We start from the raw sequence: 18,544 nt of genomic DNA, 5'->3' as shown, positions 1-18,544 counted from the left end.
CGCGGCGTCGCGGGAGAGGCCACGACTGCGGGTGGCGTCGAGCTGGCCGAGCCGGGGCGGCGGTGAAGACGGCGGTGGCCAGCTGGGCGGCGAGGTGGGGGTAGGCCGTGGCGGTGTCGAGGCGGTGGGCGACTTCCCCGGCGGTGGCCTCCGGCACGGGGGCGGGCAGGCGGGGGTGCGTGGCGGGGGCTGTCGGTCATCAGGGGGCAGGAGGTTGGGCAGATTGAGCCAGCGGCCGGACAGCGGGCGCCGTGGGGGTGGGGGTGGCGGTGAGGGGTCCGGGGTGCCGGGGGTGAGAGGCAGGACGGCCTGGGCTTCGGCGAAGCGGTGGGGAACGCCGGCCAGCGCTTGGTGAAGGGATGGGGGTGGGGTGGCGCGGTGGCAGACCAGGCTCAGGCGGATACCGGTGCGCCGGCGCAGCTGGAGGAGGTGTTTGCCAGCCGCGTGGGCCGAGGAGGTGGGCGCGCAGCCAGATCAGGTGGGTGATCTGGTGGGCCAGGAGCCAGGCGGTGGCGATGGCCCAGGGGGTGGTGGTGTCGTGGTGGTGGCGTCCGGGGAGGGGGACGGGTTTGTCGAGGGCGGCGAGGATGTCGTAGGCCGCGGCGAGGGCGGAGTCGGTGGCGGGGGTGGGGTGGATGGTGATCTGTCCGGCGTCGGGGTTGTGGGCCAGCAGGGCGGCGCGGGTGTGGGATGCGTCGTCGCCGGGGTCGGTCACCACGGTGACCGCGGGCGGATGGGGGCAGGTCAGCATCAGGCGCGGGTGCGGGTGGAGAGCTTGCTGTAGGTCCAGCGCAGCAGGTCGTCGCCGACGGTGGTGCGGCCGGTTTCTTTCATGCCGACGGTGAGGTGGTGGGTGATCTTGGCCCAGGCGCGGAAGTTGCCGTGGGCCGCTTCGCGGTCGCAGGTGGCGATCAGTTCGGGGTCGGTGTCCGCCCAGACGGGGTGGAAGGCGGGGATGACGGTGAGGACTTCCTCCATGGGCATGGGGTTGATCTCCTGCCAGGAGTAGACCCGGGATTCGAGCATCGGCTCGCTTTGCAGCATCTCGAAGCAGCCGTTGCCGCCGGTGAAGATGATCGTCAGGTCGGTGTCGGTGTCGGTGTCGTCCCACAGGTAGCGCAGGTACTCGAAGCAGAGTTTGGACAGCCACTGGGCCTCGTCGCACACCAGCACCCGTGGTTCGGTCAGCGCCGCGCGCAGCATGCGGTCGAACTCGATCGCGTGGGCGGGCGGGCGGCCGTGGAGGCCCAGGGCGTGGAAGAGCTCGTGGCGCAGGTCGCGGGTGCTGGGGCGGGCACGGAACTGGATGCGGTGGGTGCGGGTGGGTGCCAGCTCGCGCAGGGACGCGTTGACGGCGAAGGACTTGCCGTGCCCGGTACGGCCGTAGACGCAGATCATCGCTTTGGCCTCGATCGCGGCCCGGATGTCCTCACGCACGCGTAGCAGGGCTTTGGTGCCGACGACCTGGGCGCCGGACAGGCGCATGTAGTGGTCCTCGCGCTCCCTGGGCAGGCGGCCGGTACGGCCCGCGGCAGAAGTCATCCGTCCTCGCTCTCTCGGGCGGCCGGGTCGCCAGCTCCCGTCGCATGCCGGTGCTGTGCCTCGGGCCCGGCGGCCTCGTATGGGGTGGTGTCGGCAGTGGTCGGGCGGCGGGGGCGGGCCCAGGTCGGGGGCGGCTCGCGGGGCGGCACCAGATCCGGCAGCGCCCGGGCAGCCAGGTCATGGGCCCGCGCGTCATCCAGCTCGGATGCAGCCTCTTGGGCGGTCAGCGCGGCGTTGCGCCGAGGGGCGGCGGGGGTGGTGGCGGCGCTGTAGCGGGTACGTCGCAGCCGTTCGGCGGCTTTGAGGTCCGCGCGGCGTGCTCTGGCTGCAGCGTCCCGGGCGGCAGTCAGCGCCTTGCGCTGTTCCTCGGTGGCCTGGTCGGCCAGATACGCGGTGCCCAGATGGCGGCCGGGGTCGGCCGCGTCGAACACCTCGATCTGTACGTCGTCGTGGGGAAGGTGCCGCACCCTCACCCTGGTGCCGACGTGGCCGACCATCCACGGCGCGATGTAGGCGCGGCGGCGCCAGGTGACGCCACTGGTTGAGATCTTTCGCGTCCTACCGTCGTCCTCGAGCGCGAAGTACGCCAGGTGCTGGGCCGGCACGTCCTCGATCGGGGTGGGGTCGGCCTCCCACGCCTGCTGCGGAGTGATCTCGCCTCCCAGTCCCGCAGGGTGATGCTGGGTATTCCACCAGCGCACCCAGTCCAGCAGCACCTCGACGAACGCGGCGAAGGACAGCAGCGGCGTCGAGCCCTCACCCTTGCGGGAGCCGGCCGGGCGTGCGCGGCGGGTGTAGCCGGGAAGGGAGACCAGCAGCATCTCCTCCACCGCGTCGTTCAGCTGCTCGATCGTGCCTTTCAGATGAGGGCTGTAGGGCGGCAGGTCATACACCGGAACAGCGAAGTTCCCCAGAGCCTGGGTGACCGTCTTGCACAGGAATTCCTTACCGCGGTCAACCCGTACCAGCGACGGCAGGCCGCCGAAAGGGAAAGGCTCCACGCGGCTGATCCCAACACGCAACGCGGCCAGGACCGCATCCCGAGACGGCTGGTGGGGCGTGACCGCAACCCCCGTGACCGCTCTCGTCGCACAGTCGATGAACCACGTGATCCACGGGCACTGCGCACCACCCTCGACATCCACCCGCACCGGGGCGCGCTTGTGGTCTCCCTCCCAGCAGGCGTTCCGCCACTGCCGCGGCCGGCGCCCGAACACGTCATACCGCCGCCGCTCCCGCTCCCCTCCCCGCAGCCCAGCCCGCTCCCCCGCCGACAACTCCCGTGCCACCGCCCGCTGCAGCGCACGCAAAGACGGCACGACCGCGCCCGGATCACCCTCCGCCTCAGCCACAAGCTGCCGGTGCACCGCGGCCACATTGCCACCCCACAGTGCCAACAACGCCCTGGTCCTCGGGGTCACCATCACCGACGCCCGCACCCGGGCTGTCAAACGACCCTCCCGCCGCGCCACGGCCACCCAGTTCCACACGGTCCGCTCAGACACCCCCACGGCGCCAGCCACCAGCCGTACATGAGCAGACGTCAACTCACCCCGGCCATCCAGCGCCATCAACCGCGCCACAGCCCCCGACCGCGACACCAGAACCGACATAGCTTCAGCACAGTGGTCCTGACCACCCACCACCCACTCCTTCAGACGACACCCCCCTATGAACCCCGGGGGTCACCACTGACGAGCCCACCCTGTCCACCCCCGCACGACACCAACCCGCACACCAGCCGACAGCACACGAAACAGTGCAAACCGGCAGCACAACGTTTCAGCACGGCATGACTACTGAAATCCCCTCACACCGCCTGCCACCCACATGCTTTCCAACACGACACACAAACTTCAGCGAGAAACGACACCAACCTTCAGCACACCCGCGACACCACCCCACCACCCCGACCAGCACAAACCACCCACCCGACCACTGAAACCAAGTGACACCCGACCACTGACAAACAACTGGCGCCTAACAGGGCGCGGCGTGGGGTGCTGGAGCGGGCTGTGTCCGGTGAAGGCTTCACGGGTCCTTTTCTGCCGGTGTTTGACCTGCTGGTGGTGGATGAGGCGCACCGTACGTCGGGTGATCTGGGGAAGTCGTGGGCGGCGGCGCTGGATCAGCAGCGGGTGCCGACGGCACGCCGGCTGTTCATGACGGCGACGCCGCGGCTGTGGGAGGCGCCGCCGGCGTCCGGCGGGGAGGGCCGTCTGGTGGCCTCGATGGACAACGAGGCGCTGTACGGGCCGATGCTGTTCGAGCTGGAGTTGATGGAAAGTGTCGAGAGGGGGTTGCTGGCGCGGTGGGAGATCGACGTCCTGGAGATCACCGACCCCCAGGCACCCGGCCCGGAGGCAGACGCTGAGGAAGTGCAGGGGCGGCGCCTGGCCGCGCTGCAGGCCGCACTGCTGACCCACCTGGACGACGTCGGCGGCCGGTCCCTGCTCACCTTCCACTCCACAACACTGGCCGCCATGGCCATGGCCCGCTCCCTGCCCGGCACAGCCGCCGAACTCCACGCCGGCGACCCAGCCTCCTACCCAGCCCGAGTGGGGTCGGAGTGGCTGTCCGGAGAACATCCCGCCACCTACCGGCGAGAAGTGCTCGGGCGGTTCGCCGACGGCATCACCGACGACGGATGGGTCGCCGACGCACAGATCCTCGCCTCCTGCCAAGTCCTCGCCGAAGGCGTCGACATCCGCGGCCGCGCCGGCGTCGACGGCGTCGTCCTCGCCGACCCACGCTCCTCCCCCGTCCAGATCGTGCAAATCCTCGGCCGCGCACTGAGACAGGAACCCGGCGAAGGCAAAGTCGCCCGCATCATCGTCCCCATCTACCTCGCGCCCGGCGAGCGGCCCGAGGCGATGATGACCTCCGGGGCGTACCGCCCCCTGGCCCAAATCCTGCAGGGCCTGCGTTCTCATGATGCCCGCATCGCCCAACGACTCATGCTCGCCACCCGCACCGCATCCGGCCAACCCACCAACGTCCTCGAACTCGACCCGCACGCCCCGAAACCCACCAAGGCCAGCCACCACGCGGGCGGGACCGACGACCACGACCAGGAGCAGCCGGACGACGGCCAGGCGCAGCGGGGCGAAGTCGGCCAGGGCGAGGACGGCCCGGAGCAGCCGGGCGACGGCGAGCGGGACGAGGAGCAGCAGGACGAGGGGCGGGGCGCGGCGGCCGGCGAGGGTGCGGAGGTGCCCTTGCTGCGGTTCTCCCAGCCGCGGGACCCGGCCGTCATCGCCCGCTGGCTGCGCACCCGCGTCATCCAGCCCGACAGTGAGATCTGGCTGACCGGCTACGAAGCCCTGCGGGAATGGGTGGACCGGCACGGCGACGCCCACGTGCCGACCGGCGCCGTCATCCACGTGGACGCCGGCGACACCGCGGGCAGAGGTGGGCGCAGGGCGTATCCGGTCGGGCAGTGGGTCAGCGAGCAGCGGCGTGCCTTCTCTGATGGGGTGCTGCGTCCGCACCGGTGGGAGTTGCTGGACGAACTCGGCATGGTCTGGGACGTCGCCGACGCACGATTCCAGCACGGGCTCCTCGCAGCCCGTGCCTATTTCGAGGAATACGGCACGCTGTGCGCACCACGCGACGCAGTAATGGACGGATTCGCCGTCGGGCAATGGCTGGAGAATCTCCGTAAGGGCGTCATGGCGGTGACGGATGAGCGGGACAGAGCGCTGCGGGAAATCGACGAGCACTGGAAACCGGAATGGACGGTCTCCTGGCAACGCCGCTACGCCGCCCTCGCCTACCTCCTCCACGGCGAAGACGGCACCCCGAACGTGCCGCCGGGGGTGCGGGTGAACGGGATCGACGTCGGCACCTGGTTGCAGCGGCAGACTTCACCGGCTGGCTGGGCGCATCTGGTGGCCGGACAACGGGAGCTGCTGGAACGGCTCGGCATCCCCGCCGCCCCCACGCCGACAGCCGGAGCCGCTGACGGCGCAGCGCATGGGGAGGCGCCGGCGCCGGTACCCGGCCTGGAAAAGACATGGACAACTTCGAACGCGGCCTGGCCGCCGCACGCCAATACCTCGCCCGAGAAGGCCACCTGAAGGTGCCGAGGAAGCACGAAGAAGTCCTCCACCCCGCCAACGAGGACGGCACGGAGTCAGAAGACCGGACCCCCGTGGCCGTCCGGTTGGGGGTGTGGACCAGTAACCAGAAGGCACGCCGCGCCCAGCTCGCCTCCGCCCGACGTCAAGCCCTCGCAGACCTCGGGTTCGCATGGGCGCGATGAGTCCCCGTCCCCGGCCCAGCCGCAATGGGCTGCGCTCGCCGGTCCAGGCTGAAGCCTGTGTCCCGAAGGTTTGCTACCGGGGCACGTTGCGCCCATTACCGGATGGGCGGATAGGCCGTTTAGCTCTGCGTGCACGATGTGGGGTGGAAGGAAGCGAGGCTGGGGCGTTCCGATGTCGAGTCGATGGATGTGCTGTTCCAGGCTGCGGACAGGACGACGGTGTGTTCGAGGTGGTCGACGGCCGCCGCTGAGGTGGACTTCGAGCGCTGTCCCCCGTTGAGGCCGTTCCCGATCCGTAGAGGCAAGCGGCTGGCGCCGGGGTGGTGGTGGTCGGCCACCACCGGGCGGCTGGTGCACTACGGGTCCGCAGCAATGCGGCTGCATGTGATGCTGCTCGACCGTGACCCGCGCGTTAGTGGCCTGGCTGCCCGTCCGCTGGAGTTGCGGTGGCGCGAGCGTGGTGAGACGCGCATGCATGCTCCTCAGCTCATGCTTCGCCTGGCTGATGGCGAGGGTGTGCTGGCCGACTGCAGGGCCAGCCAGGAACTTTCGCAGCGCCAGCGCTCCCTCGCGGCGGTGGTGGGGGAGATCTGTGGGGCAGTGGGCTGGCGTTACTGGGTGTTGGGGCCGGTGAATCCGGTTTACCGGCGCAATGTGACCTGGCTGGCCCGATACCGGCACCCGCGATACCACGGTGGACAGCGTCTGGCCGCCGCGCTCGAGGACACGTTCGCCCATCCGGCGCCCCTGTGGGATGGCGTACGCGCAATCGGGGACCCGCTGCTGGTGCTTCCCGCGCTGTTCCATGCCTTGTGGGCGGGACAGCTCGCGGCGGATCTGGCCGCGGCAATGCATGAGCGGATGCTGGTGTGGACGCAGGTGGAGCGGTGAGGGCGGGCAGCGGGGGGCTGAGCGGGCCGGTCGTGGAGCTAGGGGCGCGGGTCCGGTTCGGTGGCCGTATCTGGACGGAGGCTGCCCTTGCTTCCGGTCAGGTGCAGTTGGTCTCCGAGAGCGGTGATGTAGCGGCGCTGTTGCTGTCGCGGCTGTTCGCCGATGCGGAGTTCGAGGTTCTGGATGCGCCAAGCATGTCCAGGGTGCCGCCGCTGGGGCTGATGGAGTCGTTGCCTGACGCAGTACGGGAGCGGGCGCTGGCGTGCGAGCGGCACGTGCGGGAGGTGGAGACGGGGTGGCCGGATGGAGGCGGCGCAGCGGGTGCTCCGCGGGCGGAGTACGACCCTGTGCGGACCTTGGCGCAGCGGGAGGAGGCAAAGGCGGTCGAGTTGTCGGATGCGGGGATGCCGACCAGCGCGGTCACGGTCCGGCGGATGCGGAGCCGTTACCGCCAGCAGGGGGTTTGGGGGCTGGTGGATCGCCGGGCCACCCGGGTGCGGTCCGTCCATGGGCGTGCTGACGAGCGGGTGGTGGCTGCTGTACAGGAGGTGCTGGAGGTCGGTCGGGAACGCTCCGATGGGACGCTGGGGCGGCTTCGGATGTACACCGAGCGGCTGTTGGCCGAGCGGTACGGGAGCGGGGTGGTGAAGCTGCCGTCGAGGGCAGCGTTCAACCGGCTGGTGCACGCTCTGGCTGATGGGCAGGGCCTGCTGGGCAGCGCGCGGCAGCGCCGGTGGCGGTCGGCGCGGCCGGCTCCTCCGTTCGTGCCGACGACGGTGATGGCGCCGGGTGAGCTGGTGATGATGGACAGCACCGTGCTGGATTGCTTCGTGGTGCTGGATGACGGGGTGGTAGAGCGCCCGGAACTCACGATCGCGCTGGATGTGGCCACCCGCAGTATCTGTGCAGCGGTGCTGCGTGCGAAGGGGACCCGCAGTGTGGATGCGGCGCAGTTGCTGGCGCAGATGATGGTGCCGGCGCCGATGCGGCCCGGTTGGCCCGAGGCGCTGGCGATGGAACACTCGGTGGTCCCCTATGAGCGGCTGCTGAGTGTCGACGCCAGGTTGGAAGGTGCCGCGGCGCGGCCGGTGATCACGCCGCAGACGATCGTGGTCGACCAGGGCAATGTGTTCATCTCGTCCTCGTTCATCGCCGCGTGCGAGTCGCTGGGCGTTTCGGTGCAGCCCGCGCCGCCGGGCAATGGGCCGGCCAAGGGGCACGTAGAGCGCACCTTCTCCTCGATCAAGACGCTGTTCGTGCAGCATGTGGCCGCCTACACGGGCTCGCACACCGGCGAGCGCGGAAAGGACGCCGAGGGGGAGGCGGTGTGGACGCTTTCCCAGCTGGCCGAGATGTTCCAGGAGTGGATCATCTGCGGGTGGCAGGAACGTGAGCACGATGGACTGCGGCACCCGATAATGCCTCGCTGTGCGCTGTCGCCGAATGAGATGTGGGCGGCGCTGATCGCAGTGTGCGGCTACGTCCCGGTTCCGCTTGGCCACGAGGACTACATCGAGCTGATGCCCCTGAAGCGACAGAAGATCAACGACTACGGCATCCGCATCGACTATCGCACCTATGACCACAAGGTTCTCAATCCCTACCGTGGCCAGGGCTCGCCGGCAGCGGATGGACTGTGGGAGATCCACTACGACCCGCACGATCCCGTGCAGGTCTGGGTACGCCTGCCGAAGCCCGACCAGCCGCGCGGATATGGGTGGGAGGCGGTGCCGTGGATCCACCACACCCTGGTCAGCGCCCCATTCACCGACTTCACCTGGCAGCACATCAAGCGCACCGTCGCCCGCCGCGCAGACCGCGTCCAGCACGAACACGACCTGGCTCTCGCCCTGCGCGAGCTGCTGGAACGGGTCGCCGCCGGACATGGCACCCGCCGGGAGAGGGTCGTCGTCGCCCGGGCCCGCACCGCCGCGACCGATGGTGCGGTGTGGGCGACCTTGTACGAGCAGTCGGAGGCGGAAGCCGATGAGCCCGGGGAGGACCTCTTTGACGACAACGAGGACGACGAGGAGCCCTTGACCAACGACGGCGCTCTGAGTGTCTGGCCGACTGAACACACACCGCTGAGCGGCGCCCCAACCGGCGCGGGGCAGGAAGCCGGCGTGCCTGCACCGAGGCGTCCCCAGGTCACGGTCTACGACCCCGTCGAGGAATCTCTACGATGGTGAGCCCGCTCTCCCACAAGGCCGTCGGGTTCGCCCCGCTGGCCCCTCCGACCGTATGGGAGGGATGGGATGCCTTCGTCCACCGAGCCCCGGCGCCCGCGCGCGACGCCGCCGACCCCGCCTGGTCCCAGGAGGAGCGCGAGGACTACCACTCCGAACTCGCCGTGATGCGCACCCCTGCCATGGACAGCGTGTTCACTGCCGTACGCCGACTGTTGCTGGTCAACCGCCGCCAGCAGGCCGGCGCCCGGCGCGGTTTGATCATCTCCGGTCCGGCTACGACCGGGAAGACCACCACGATGATGGCGCTCGGGCGTTCCTTCCATCTGGCCGAGGCCCGCCAGCACCCCGGCCAGGACGGCAGAAGACCGGTGCTGTTCATCAGCGTGCCGCCGGCCGCCACCCCGAAGATGCTTGTCAGCGAGTTCGCCCGGTTCCTCGGCATGCCCGTCACCGACCGCCTCAATCAGACCCAGATCACCGGTGCCGTGTGCGACCTGCTGTGCGAACTGGGCACCCAACTGGTCCTCATCGACGACGTCCACCTCCTGGACACCCAGCGGCGCGCCGGTGCCGAAACCTCCGACCAGCTCAAGTACCTCGGCGAACGCATCCCGGCCACCTTCGTGTACTCCGCGATCGACGTCGAGGCCTCCTCACTTCTCAGCGGAGTGCGCGGCGCGCAGATCGCCGGCCGCTTCAAGATCTTCCGCCACCGACCGCTGGCGTATGCCACCGAGCAGGACCGGGCGGTCTGGGACGACCTCGTGCGGGCCGTGGAGGACCTGCTGAGGCTGCGTGCACACCGTCCCGGAACACTTGTCAAGCACGCCGCCTACCTCCACACCCGCACAGCAGGGCGGATCGGCAGCCTCTCTCACCTCCTCCGCGAAGCCGCCCTGGTCGCCATCACCGAAGGCACCGAACGCATCACCAAGCAGCTGCTGAGCGAGGTGGAGCTCGACGCAGCCGCCGAAACCCAGGCCCGGCCGGCCCGGCCCGCACGACGGGAGTAGGAGCATCGCATCCGGCGTGGCACACCAACGCAGCATGACCGCGCACGGCCGCGCGCCGGGGAGCGGGCTTGGGGGACGCAGGCCCGCAGTGTCAGGCGCGGTCGTGCCCACCATCGGCTGCGGCGCAGCAGGACGAGTGGCTCCGCTGCAGGGAGAGCTGACGCTGTCGTTCTTGAACAGACTCGCCGCCCGCTACCACCTCACCATCCGCGATCTCCTCGCCGCCGTCACCGACGTCGGCGGCCTGCAAAACCTCACCGGCATGCTGCACCCGGACAGCGAGATCCACCTCAACGCCCAGGCCCGCAACCGCGTTGCCACGCTGTGCCGTGTTGCGCCGCACGTGCTCGAGCGCGCCCTGCCCGCATGGACACGGGAAGAGCCGTGCGGCAAGTACGGGGACGGCCCGGTCGGGCGGCTGACGCGTGGTGAGGAGGCCGTCGCCGCGTGGGGACCGGCCTGTCCTGCCTGCGCTGCCGCCCGCACCGGGCGCCGCACGCCCGCACGCCGGTATCTGGCGCCAGAGGAGCGCGTGTGTGCGCGCCACCAGTACTGGCTCTTGTACGTTCCCGGCACCAGCGGCCTGCCCGTGCCCCTTGGCCGGTGCCCGGAGGTGATCGAGGCCCAGCAGCGGCATGTCCGGCTGCTGCGCCGCTCCCCGACCGGGGCGCAGGCCTTCGAGGTCGCACGCGCCGTGACCGGCTTCTGGTGGGGGCAGCCCTGGTCGAGCGAGGAAGAGCTGTGGCCGGTCCGTCTTGAGGCCACTCGTGCCGACGGTGCTGACGCAGACCGGTGGAAAGTGGCGGCGCGCGACCTGATCACCTATCCCGAAACCATCGCAATCGCGCGGGTCCTGGCCAGCCCCCACTGGCAGCAACAGACCATCGCAGAGGCGCGCGGGCATCTCCCCTACCGTCTCGGTGAGATGCCCGCGCTGCTGGACGAGCTCGCTCGCCAGCTCCAGCGGCCCTGGGTCGCCCGCCACCTCGCCACCGTCACCCGCGGGCCATTGTTCGTCTGGGCCCACACCTGCGTCCGTACACGCCTCGCCCCGAGATCCACGGCACAGCACTCGCTGTGGCAGGTCCACTCGTCGCACCGGCCCCGCCCCCTCAGCGACCTCCTCGATGCGCGAGGTGACCGCGACAAGGGTGGGCTGCCAGCACCAGAGCCCCTCAAACGGCTACGCGGCCACAGCCTCCATGCCGAGCGCGCCTTCGACAATGGCCTCGCACACGCCCGCCTCTACCACCAACAGCACGGGCACCTGGCGGTCCCCAAGGAAGACGCTTGGGGGGATTACCCGCTGGGCACGTGGCTGTCCAACCTGCGCAACCGCCACACCAAAATGCCCACCCACCAAGTCACCGCCCTGAGCAGCATCTACCCCTGGTGGAACGCACCGTGGAGCACCCTCTGGCAGCGCACCTGGCACCAAGCCCGCGATCACGCCGGGGCCGCTGGCGGGCTCGAGCCCGCCAGCGGCTTTCCCACCACCAGCTACAGCCTGGGCGAATGGCTGTACCTGCAGTGCACCCGCCACCCGTTCCTGCACCCCGAACAACAACGCCTGCTCACCCAGATCGGTATCGACGCTGCCGCGGCGGCCGAAGCCCGGCCCAGACGACGCAACCTCAAGGCCGCCGCCGAAGAAGCCCTCGCCCACGCACGCTCCTACGCCGCCGAACACGGACACCTCGCCCCGGTCAGCGTGACCACCGTGCACCACGGATACCCGCTGGGCCGGTGGCTCGCCGGCCAACGAAGCCGGCAACAACGCAAAGTCCTGTCCCCCGAACGGCAACAGGCTCTCCATGTCATCGACCCTTGGTGGTGCCCGCCCTGGAACCTGCGCTGGCAACGCAACTACTGCCGCGCCCGCGATGCCGCAGCGGGCCGCCTCCTCCAGGCCGAGAACGGCTTCAGGGACCTCGACGACTCTGCCGCCGCCGACTGGCTGTGGCGCCAGTGCGCCACCTACGACGAACTCAGCGAGGAGCAGCGACAACTCCTCGCCGACATCGGCATCACCGCCGAAACAGCCCAGGCCCTGCGCCGGACGCACCCACTCATTGCTCTAACGGCACGATCCGAGACCGCGGGCCAGGGTGTGCACGACAAGCCCGTGCGGCCGGCAGGAAGAAGCCCGGGGAACCGCACACGTCCCCCTGGCCGGCCACACTCCGCCGATCCGCAGCATCCCGTCGAGTCCCACAGCCGACGCGGGCACAGACCCGATACGAGGCCAGGTTTCGACGCGGCCCTGGCTCACGCCCGGTCCTGGCACGCCGAGCACGGCCACCTCGCCGTTCCCCGTGATACACGGCACGACAGCTACCCCCTGGGCGCGTGGCTGTACAGCCAACGCAACCGGGCCAAGCAACGCGCCCGCGCCGGACTCCAGCCCTCGCCCCACCTGGCCGAACTCGCTGCGATCGACCCGTGGTGGAACCCGCCCTGGGACACCGTCTGGCAGCGCAACTACTACCGCGCCCGCGACCACATCGCCGCGGGCGAGCCGTTCGACCCCGTCGCCCGCATCCCCGCGGCGAGCACCGTCCTGGGCAGCTGGGTCACTCGGGCATGCCTGCAGTTCCGCCAGCTCCACCCCGGCCAGCAGCGTCTGCTGAACGCCATCGGCATCACCGCGCACACAGCGAAACGGTGGCCGCCCAGCCCTCGCCCCCGGCCCCACGCAGAAGCCCTCACCCATGCCCGCGCCTGGGCTGCCGAGCACGGCCACCTCTGCCCACCGCTCAAGACCGTCCATGACGGCTTTCCCCTCGGCGAATGGCTCAACCGACAGCGCGAACTCGCGAAGAAACGCAGCCACCCCTCCCCCACCCAGCAAGCACTCGCCACGATCGACCCCTGGTGGAACCCTCCCTGGCCCATCTTGTGGCAGCGCAACTACCACCGCGCACACACCCACGCCCACACCCCCGCCACCCGCGGCTGGCTCGACAGTCAACGACACCGCTGGCCACTCCTCCACCCCCACCAACAACACCTCCTGACCCGCATCTGCATCCATCCGACCGCGTGACCCGCCACGACTGAGCTGCTGCGGCATAGTCCGCAGGTGCGCTGGACCGCGTCGCGTTCCCTACAACCCCGGGCGAGGGGGCTTCGTCCACCTTGGCGAGCGGGCGGTCAGGTGCAGGGCCGGCTAACTGTTGCGACCGCCGGGCCACCGGCAGGGCTACTGTCTGGACTCCAATTCGCCGCCACCGACAAAGCCAGTCAAGTCACCAACATCCGCATAGACGAAAGCGCTGGATGCCACACGCAAGGGTGGTGGGACAGGCTTCAGGTACGTCCTCGCCGCACCGAGACGGCTGCGCGGCTTGTCAGAGGGGCGTGGAAGCATAGGGCTGTGAGCGGCGTAGACACGGTCCGGGGTATTGCGTACCAGCAGGCGCAGGGGGTGCTCCAGGCAGTCGGGGTCCTAGAGGACCCCGACCTGGGCGGTCTTCGGGTCGAGGGCACCGACGACGCTGTCGACATCGAACTGCTCGGACGTGATGGAACCCTGCGCCACGCGATCCAAGTCAAGGTGCGCGCCACCGACTACACGTGGGGCGAGTCAGCGCTGCTCACCGTGCTGAAACGCTGGGCTGTGCTCCCCTCGGCCGCGCATGCATCGTTCGAGTTCCTCACGGATGGACGACTCGGTCCGAGCGGCCAACGTGTGCAGCAGGTCCTCACATCTGCGGCGGAAGGGGATACCGATGCCCTCGCCCGACTGCTCGGTGTAGGCATGGACGACCCTGTCTACATAGCACTGGGCAAAGCGACGATCCGTCAGGACCCGTCCAACACCGGTGCTCTGCTGGCACGTGCCGAGCGTCAAGTCGCCGCGATGCTGCCCTCAGCTCGCACAGACGAGGATCTGCGGGAACAGGCAACAAAGGCTGTCGACCGCTTGTTCCGTGCTCTCTTCGACTTCACCAGCAACCCCGAACCGCACCATCGCGAGATGGATCGCCAGATCATCGCGGCGCTTCTAGGCGTCCCCGCTGAACAGTCTCCTGCACACCGGTGGGCAACTGCACGGGCAAGCTACCTGGAGGCAGCTACACACAGCGTTGTGCAGGACGCGATCGTGCCTTCGGTCGCCGACATGCAAGTGCAAGTCCCCTCTCTCTCCCGACAGCACGAACGGAGAGAAGGGCAGAAAACGCACCTCGGGGAACTACTCAGTGAGGCCGGCCCAGTGCTCCTTACCGGCCGGACGGGGACAGGGAAGTCAACCGCGATACGCCTTCTGCGGCAGCAGGCCGCAGAAGCGGGCAAAGCCGTGATCATGGTGCACGCCGAAAGCTACTTGCCCGGGCGTCTAGCCGCTCTTGCTGCCGATGGCCTCGCTGCGGTACTTGGAGAAGCGTTCCCCACGGCCACCGGCACTCAGGCCCTGTCGGACAACACCGTTACCCTGGCCGTCGACGGCGCCTCAGAGATCGCTGGACCGATGCGCCGCGCCCTGCACGAAGAGCTGCTGGCCCCCGTCTCTTCTGGCCGTGGGGCACGGATTGTCCTGGTGGGACGCGATGTGGCAGCACTGCGCGACATTCTGCCCAGCAATGTGTCTCCAGCCACGTACGAGATGGTGGGGTTGCGTCATGAGCAACGGGTCGAGCTGGTGGAGAAGGCAACTGCTGCTGCCGGAAGGCCAGAGTCGGCTCGCACTGTGGTAGTGGCTTTAGAACAGACACTGGATGACGCGGCAGCCAACCCCCTGCTGTTCTCCATGGCCCTGTCACTCCTTAACGACCAGACGGCTCCCAAGAGCAGAGCAGACCTCTACCGGGCCTTCATCGAACAGCTGGCCGCGCGAAACGGAGCATCCGGCATCTCAGCGGTGCGTACGGCGCTGGGCATCGTCTTCGCCCGCCTGCTGAATGACGGTCGCCGCTACGCAGACGTCTACGAATGGCACCACCTACTCAGCCAGGCGGCATCCGCCCTTCACGGCGTGGGATTGGCAGCTGACACATCAGCCCTCCACGAAACGGCCCGTCGCTGCGGACTGATCACTGCCTTGGGATGGGACCAGACGGTGGCCGCCATGCACGATTCGTTCGCGGACTACCTCGCCGGAGCAGCGCACGCCAACGGCGCCGAAGCTCTTCCCGGACGGCTCGTCGCCGGTGACGACCAGCGCATGCTGTTCTGCGCAGAGATTGGGGGCGTGAACGAGGAAGCTGCAGGGTTGGTTGCCCGCGACCTGCCGTTCACCACAGTGGCGTTGGCTCGCTATGACCGCAGACCGCTCGGCCAGGAAGCGCCCGCCGAGGTGGTCGCGCTGCTCCGCTACCTTTCCTCAGTTCAAGAGCCATCCGTCGTAATGAGTCGGCTGAGGGACGGAAGAGTGTTGGCAATGCGCCCTCCCAGTGCCGGATCAGGCTGGATCGACGAGGCCTCCGGCGTCGAACTCACGCACACCTGTCAAGCAGCCGTCGTGGACCAAAAGGCCGGCCCCTTGGCAATTGCGACAAGGTTGTGGCGCCAGGAACTACTCGCCTGCCTTAACCAGCGCACAGGCTCCCCAATGCGTCCAGCGAAAGATCTGACTCCCCAAGAGGCGCTGACCCAGCACACCGAACAGACCGCCACGGCGGCCAACCAGATGATCGACCGCATCGCGCCGCCCGGTCACATCACGCGCCTGAGAGCCCAGGTGGGTCCGCTGGGCCTTCACGCTGTCATCGGTCAGCCGAGGCACGACGCACTGGGCGTGCACACGCCCGTCGACTATCAACGTGCTATCGGCACCTCCATCGCCGAAGCGTCGGATGGTCCCAGCCTTTCGCGAGGCCAGCGCGGGGGCTCCACGACCCTCGAGTATCTACTCGACACCCCACCCGCGGTCACGGCTGCTCAGCGAGTCCGGGAAGCCATCGAAGCTCTCACGACAAAATCGTGGCTTGTGCCCTAATACACACCGCCCGATTCATCGAACGGATGGACACCATGACCGACCCAGCTGTCTGGCAAGCCGTAACGCAACAAGCCGACGCTTGGGCAGCCCTGCCAGTCGTGCAGGAGTTCGCCCACCAACTGCCCCGCAACTCACCTACCCGAACCAGAGGAGTATCAGGCAGGCTGCAGCACATGCAGGCCGCTGGCGCCGACATCGCCGGAACGCCCATGCGTCTGACCCGAGAGGTGCACATATTCGGCCAAGTCCCCCATTTACCCTCGGGCCCCTCACTCGACCCGAACCAGTGGAACGCCTGGCTACAGACAGCGGCACGCATCGAGTCTGCACACCGAACCACTATTGCTTGGCTGCGCTCCCGCATGCCCGGCTACCCGCAGTTGCCCGCTCCGCAGCTCGCCCCTGGGACCGCGTCTACCACCACCGAGTGGACGCGCCGCCTTACATGGCAACCCGGCGAGCGCGCCGCCGGCCTCCAGATGAAGAACCTGCCGCCACATGCCACCCGCCCGCTGCGGGCGACGTCCAGCCAAGTGCGCGCACTCGAAGAAAGCGCCCGCGCCCTGGCCACCGCACTGCAAGCAAGCCAGCCATGGCAGCAGCTCTCAGCAGCCCGGCAGGCCCTGGACGAGGAAAGCCGCAAGGAGCTGCGTCAGACACGCGCGCGCCTCAGAGAAGGACTCTCCGACGCAGCCATCAATGCCCACGAAGCAAACCGTGTGCTCCTACGGCACAACTATCGCTGCACCGTGCTGGACGAAGAGATCGAAAAGCTCACCGGTCCCGCCCGGCAGTTCGCCAATGCCTTCGACGCCGCAGACCAGCTCGTGGAACTCGCCGCCAGCGATGTCTTCGGCCAACTTGCCCTCTACGGAAGCCCGCTCCTCCTGCAGAACGTCACCGACATCGACCTCGAACCCGGAACTCCGCAGAATATCCACTTCAGCGTCCACAACGACTACTGGCTCAACACCGGCGAGCTTATCCAGATCGACGACCCTCTCGCTGCGGACACATGCCGTCTGATAGCCACCACGGTCAGCTTCGGCCCCGACTCCGACGCCGCGCCCGCCACCCGACTGACCGCCCAGACCCTGCCCGGAACAGCATCCCTATGGCAGGCCACCCCTCCTAGCTGAACCTGACACCCGGGCACATGCCGACGCCCCGACCCCAGCAGCCCAGCCATGACCGCTCACCAGCCTTACCAAGAGTCACTGAGCCTTTGCCAACCTCACTTTGAGCTGGCCAGATGTAGGGCGAGGACGGCCTGCACGAGGCCGGTGGTGCGGATGGTCGAGCAGCGGAGCCTGCGGAGGAGCCGCCAGGCCTTGAGAGTGGCGACGGCCTGCTCGACGAGGGCCCGGATCTTCGCTTGGGACCGGTTCACGGCTTTCTGACCTGCGGAGAGGGTCTCCCACCGTCCCCAGCACGGGGTGCGGACTGTGCCGCCGGCGCCCCGGTAGCCCTTATCCGCCCAGCACGTGACGCCGACCTCGGTGAGGGCTTCGACGATGCCGTGTTCGCGGGCCGCGCGGACGTCGTGGACCGCGCCGGGCAGGGCCGGTGAGGCCCACAGCAGACGGCCGAAGGGGTCGGCGAGGACCTGCACATTCATCCCGTGTTTCTTGTGCTTGCCGGAGAAGAAGGGCCGGTCGGCTGCGATCCGGTCGATCGGCAGCAGCGTCCCGTCGAGCAGGACGTAGGCCTTCCCCGAAGCGGTCCGAACCGCCTCGGCGAGGGTCGGTGCGAGTGCGGCCAGCAGCTCGACGGCCTCGTTGATGTACCGGTAGACCGTACTCGTGCCGATCTCGAAACCCGCCGCGAGCTGGGCATATGTGGTCCCGTTGCGTAGATGCGCCAGCACCAGCAGGGCCTGACGGCCGACGGTGAGCCGACGCCAGCGGCTTCCGATCCGACGACGGTGCTCGCGCAGACGAGCGGCGAGGAAGGTCAGGGACCGACTGGACACGTCCAGCCCGCACGGGTAGACAAGCACGTGAAGCCTCTGGTGGGTATCGGGCGATCTTGGTCGTGAACCCGTCTACCAGGGGCTTCACCCCTGTGTCGAGCCAACTGGACAGCTCAAAGCCCAGGTTGGCAAAGGCTCACTGAACCTGACCACTGAACATCAAGGGGGACCCGACCTGACCACCCGGCCCTCAAGCTGACAAATCCCAGACCAGGCCACGACAGCAGAATCCCCCCAGACAGCCGTGCCCTTTGAACGCCGCGGCCTGCAAACTGATAACCCCAGCTCAGAACCTCAACGAATGATCAGAGATCCTGCCCCTGGACAGGCGCTGGCCGGTCTTGGACTCCACTGGGCGGTGCACTGAATCTGGGAGGACCCGGCGACGACGACCAGACTCATCCGCCGAGGTGCGGAGCGACGGGGTGGCCACCGCCTAGAAGAGTTGGGCGGGGTGTCTTGAACGGCTTCGCTGGCCCCACCCGGACGGACTGACTTAGCCCTGCCCCTCGAACGGGCGGCCGACAGTTCACTGGAGCCCCGGACGGCCTCTTCTCGCAGGTGCCGCTTGTGCACCGACCGCCCACCGACCCGACAGTCGAACACCTGGTGGCGCCAACGGAACCCGTTCTGGTGGGGCCACTAGAGCCCGTCGCAGACAGGCGGGGCGTCGATGCCGCGAACCAGCGGCGCGCCTACCGGTGCGGCGGCAGCCATCGCAGGGACCGTGCG

Annotated in this window: 11 protein-coding genes; 8 read left to right on the top strand and 3 right to left on the bottom strand. The window is 68.8% G+C overall.

The genetic code is table 11. From position 1 onward, the window contains the following. Window positions 1-750: 750 nt before the first annotated feature. Both O7609_RS24520 and O7609_RS24790 read right to left on the bottom strand, forming a co-directional pair. On the bottom strand, window positions 751-1,542 hold the full coding sequence (locus O7609_RS24520; RefSeq protein ID WP_269742890.1) for an ATP-binding protein: 792 nt from the start codon (window positions 1,540-1,542) through the stop codon (window positions 751-753). Next, a complete protein-coding gene (locus O7609_RS24790) occupies window positions 1,539-3,155 on the bottom strand; it encodes a transposase (RefSeq protein WP_443071970.1) in 1,617 nt (538 codons plus the stop codon). Before O7609_RS24790 ends, O7609_RS24520 begins: the two co-directional genes overlap by 4 nt. Before the next feature lie 438 nt (window positions 3,156-3,593). On the opposite strand from O7609_RS24790, the gene O7609_RS24510 reads away from it, so the two are divergent. The 8 genes from O7609_RS24510 to O7609_RS24475 all read left to right on the top strand — a co-directional run bounded on the left by O7609_RS24510 (window position 3,594) and on the right by O7609_RS24475 (window position 16,979). After that, complete coding sequence (locus O7609_RS24510; protein ID WP_269742892.1) at window positions 3,594-5,621, top strand: DEAD/DEAH box helicase; 2,028 nt, start codon at window positions 3,594-3,596, stop codon at window positions 5,619-5,621. Further along, window positions 5,558-5,806, top strand: coding sequence for a helicase associated domain-containing protein (locus O7609_RS24505; protein WP_269742893.1), 249 nt, complete (start codon window positions 5,558-5,560; stop codon window positions 5,804-5,806). The genes O7609_RS24510 and O7609_RS24505 overlap by 64 nt, the downstream gene beginning before the upstream one ends. Before the next feature lie 183 nt (window positions 5,807-5,989). Then, a complete protein-coding gene (locus O7609_RS24500) occupies window positions 5,990-6,697 on the top strand; it encodes a TnsA-like heteromeric transposase endonuclease subunit (RefSeq protein ID WP_269742894.1) in 708 nt (235 codons plus the stop codon). A 101-nt stretch (window positions 6,698-6,798) separates the two neighbouring features. Then, window positions 6,799-8,886, top strand: coding sequence for a Mu transposase C-terminal domain-containing protein (locus tag O7609_RS24495; protein WP_269742895.1), 2,088 nt, complete (start codon window positions 6,799-6,801; stop codon window positions 8,884-8,886). Then, window positions 8,880-9,899 (top strand): ATP-binding protein, encoded by a 1,020-nt coding sequence (locus O7609_RS24490; RefSeq protein ID WP_269742896.1) that lies wholly within the window; start codon window positions 8,880-8,882, stop codon window positions 9,897-9,899. Before O7609_RS24495 ends, O7609_RS24490 begins: the two co-directional genes overlap by 7 nt. Window positions 9,900-9,987: 88 nt before the next feature. Beyond that, window positions 9,988-12,945: a helicase associated domain-containing protein gene (locus tag O7609_RS24485; protein WP_332330058.1), complete on the top strand. Its 2,958-nt coding sequence runs from the start codon at window positions 9,988-9,990 to the stop codon at window positions 12,943-12,945. A 330-nt stretch (window positions 12,946-13,275) separates the two neighbouring features. Beyond that, window positions 13,276-15,837, top strand: coding sequence for an AAA family ATPase (locus tag O7609_RS24480; protein ID WP_269744289.1), 2,562 nt, complete (start codon window positions 13,276-13,278; stop codon window positions 15,835-15,837). A 176-nt stretch (window positions 15,838-16,013) separates the two neighbouring features. Continuing rightward, on the top strand, window positions 16,014-16,979 hold the full coding sequence (locus O7609_RS24475) for a hypothetical protein (RefSeq protein ID WP_269744288.1): 966 nt from the start codon (window positions 16,014-16,016) through the stop codon (window positions 16,977-16,979). 95 nt (window positions 16,980-17,074) lie between these two features. On the opposite strand, the gene O7609_RS24470 is transcribed toward O7609_RS24475, so the two are convergent. Next, a complete protein-coding gene (locus tag O7609_RS24470) occupies window positions 17,075-17,839 on the bottom strand; it encodes an IS5 family transposase (RefSeq protein WP_269734603.1) in 765 nt (254 codons plus the stop codon). Window positions 17,840-18,544: the final 705 nt, after the last annotated feature.

It is taken from the genome of Streptomyces sp. WMMC1477 (assembly GCF_027460245.1).
In the GTDB taxonomy this organism is placed as follows: Bacteria; Actinomycetota; Actinomycetes; order Streptomycetales; family Streptomycetaceae; genus Streptomyces.
This window is presented reverse-complemented; position numbering and strand designations above follow the sequence as displayed.

Coding starts and splice junctions, on each gene's coding strand:
- O7609_RS24520 (WP_269742890.1), bottom strand. CDS start 1,542: ATGACTTCTGCCGCGGGCCGTACCGGCCGCCTGCCCAGGGAGCGCGAG.
- O7609_RS24790 (WP_443071970.1), bottom strand. CDS start 3,155: ATGTCGGTTCTGGTGTCGCGGTCGGGGGCTGTGGCGCGGTTGATGGCG.
- O7609_RS24505 (WP_269742893.1), top strand. CDS start 5,558: ATGGACAACTTCGAACGCGGCCTGGCCGCCGCACGCCAATACCTCGCC.
- O7609_RS24500 (WP_269742894.1), top strand. CDS start 5,990: ATGGATGTGCTGTTCCAGGCTGCGGACAGGACGACGGTGTGTTCGAGG.
- O7609_RS24490 (WP_269742896.1), top strand. CDS start 8,880: ATGGTGAGCCCGCTCTCCCACAAGGCCGTCGGGTTCGCCCCGCTGGCC.
- O7609_RS24475 (WP_269744288.1), top strand. CDS start 16,014: ATGCAGGCCGCTGGCGCCGACATCGCCGGAACGCCCATGCGTCTGACC.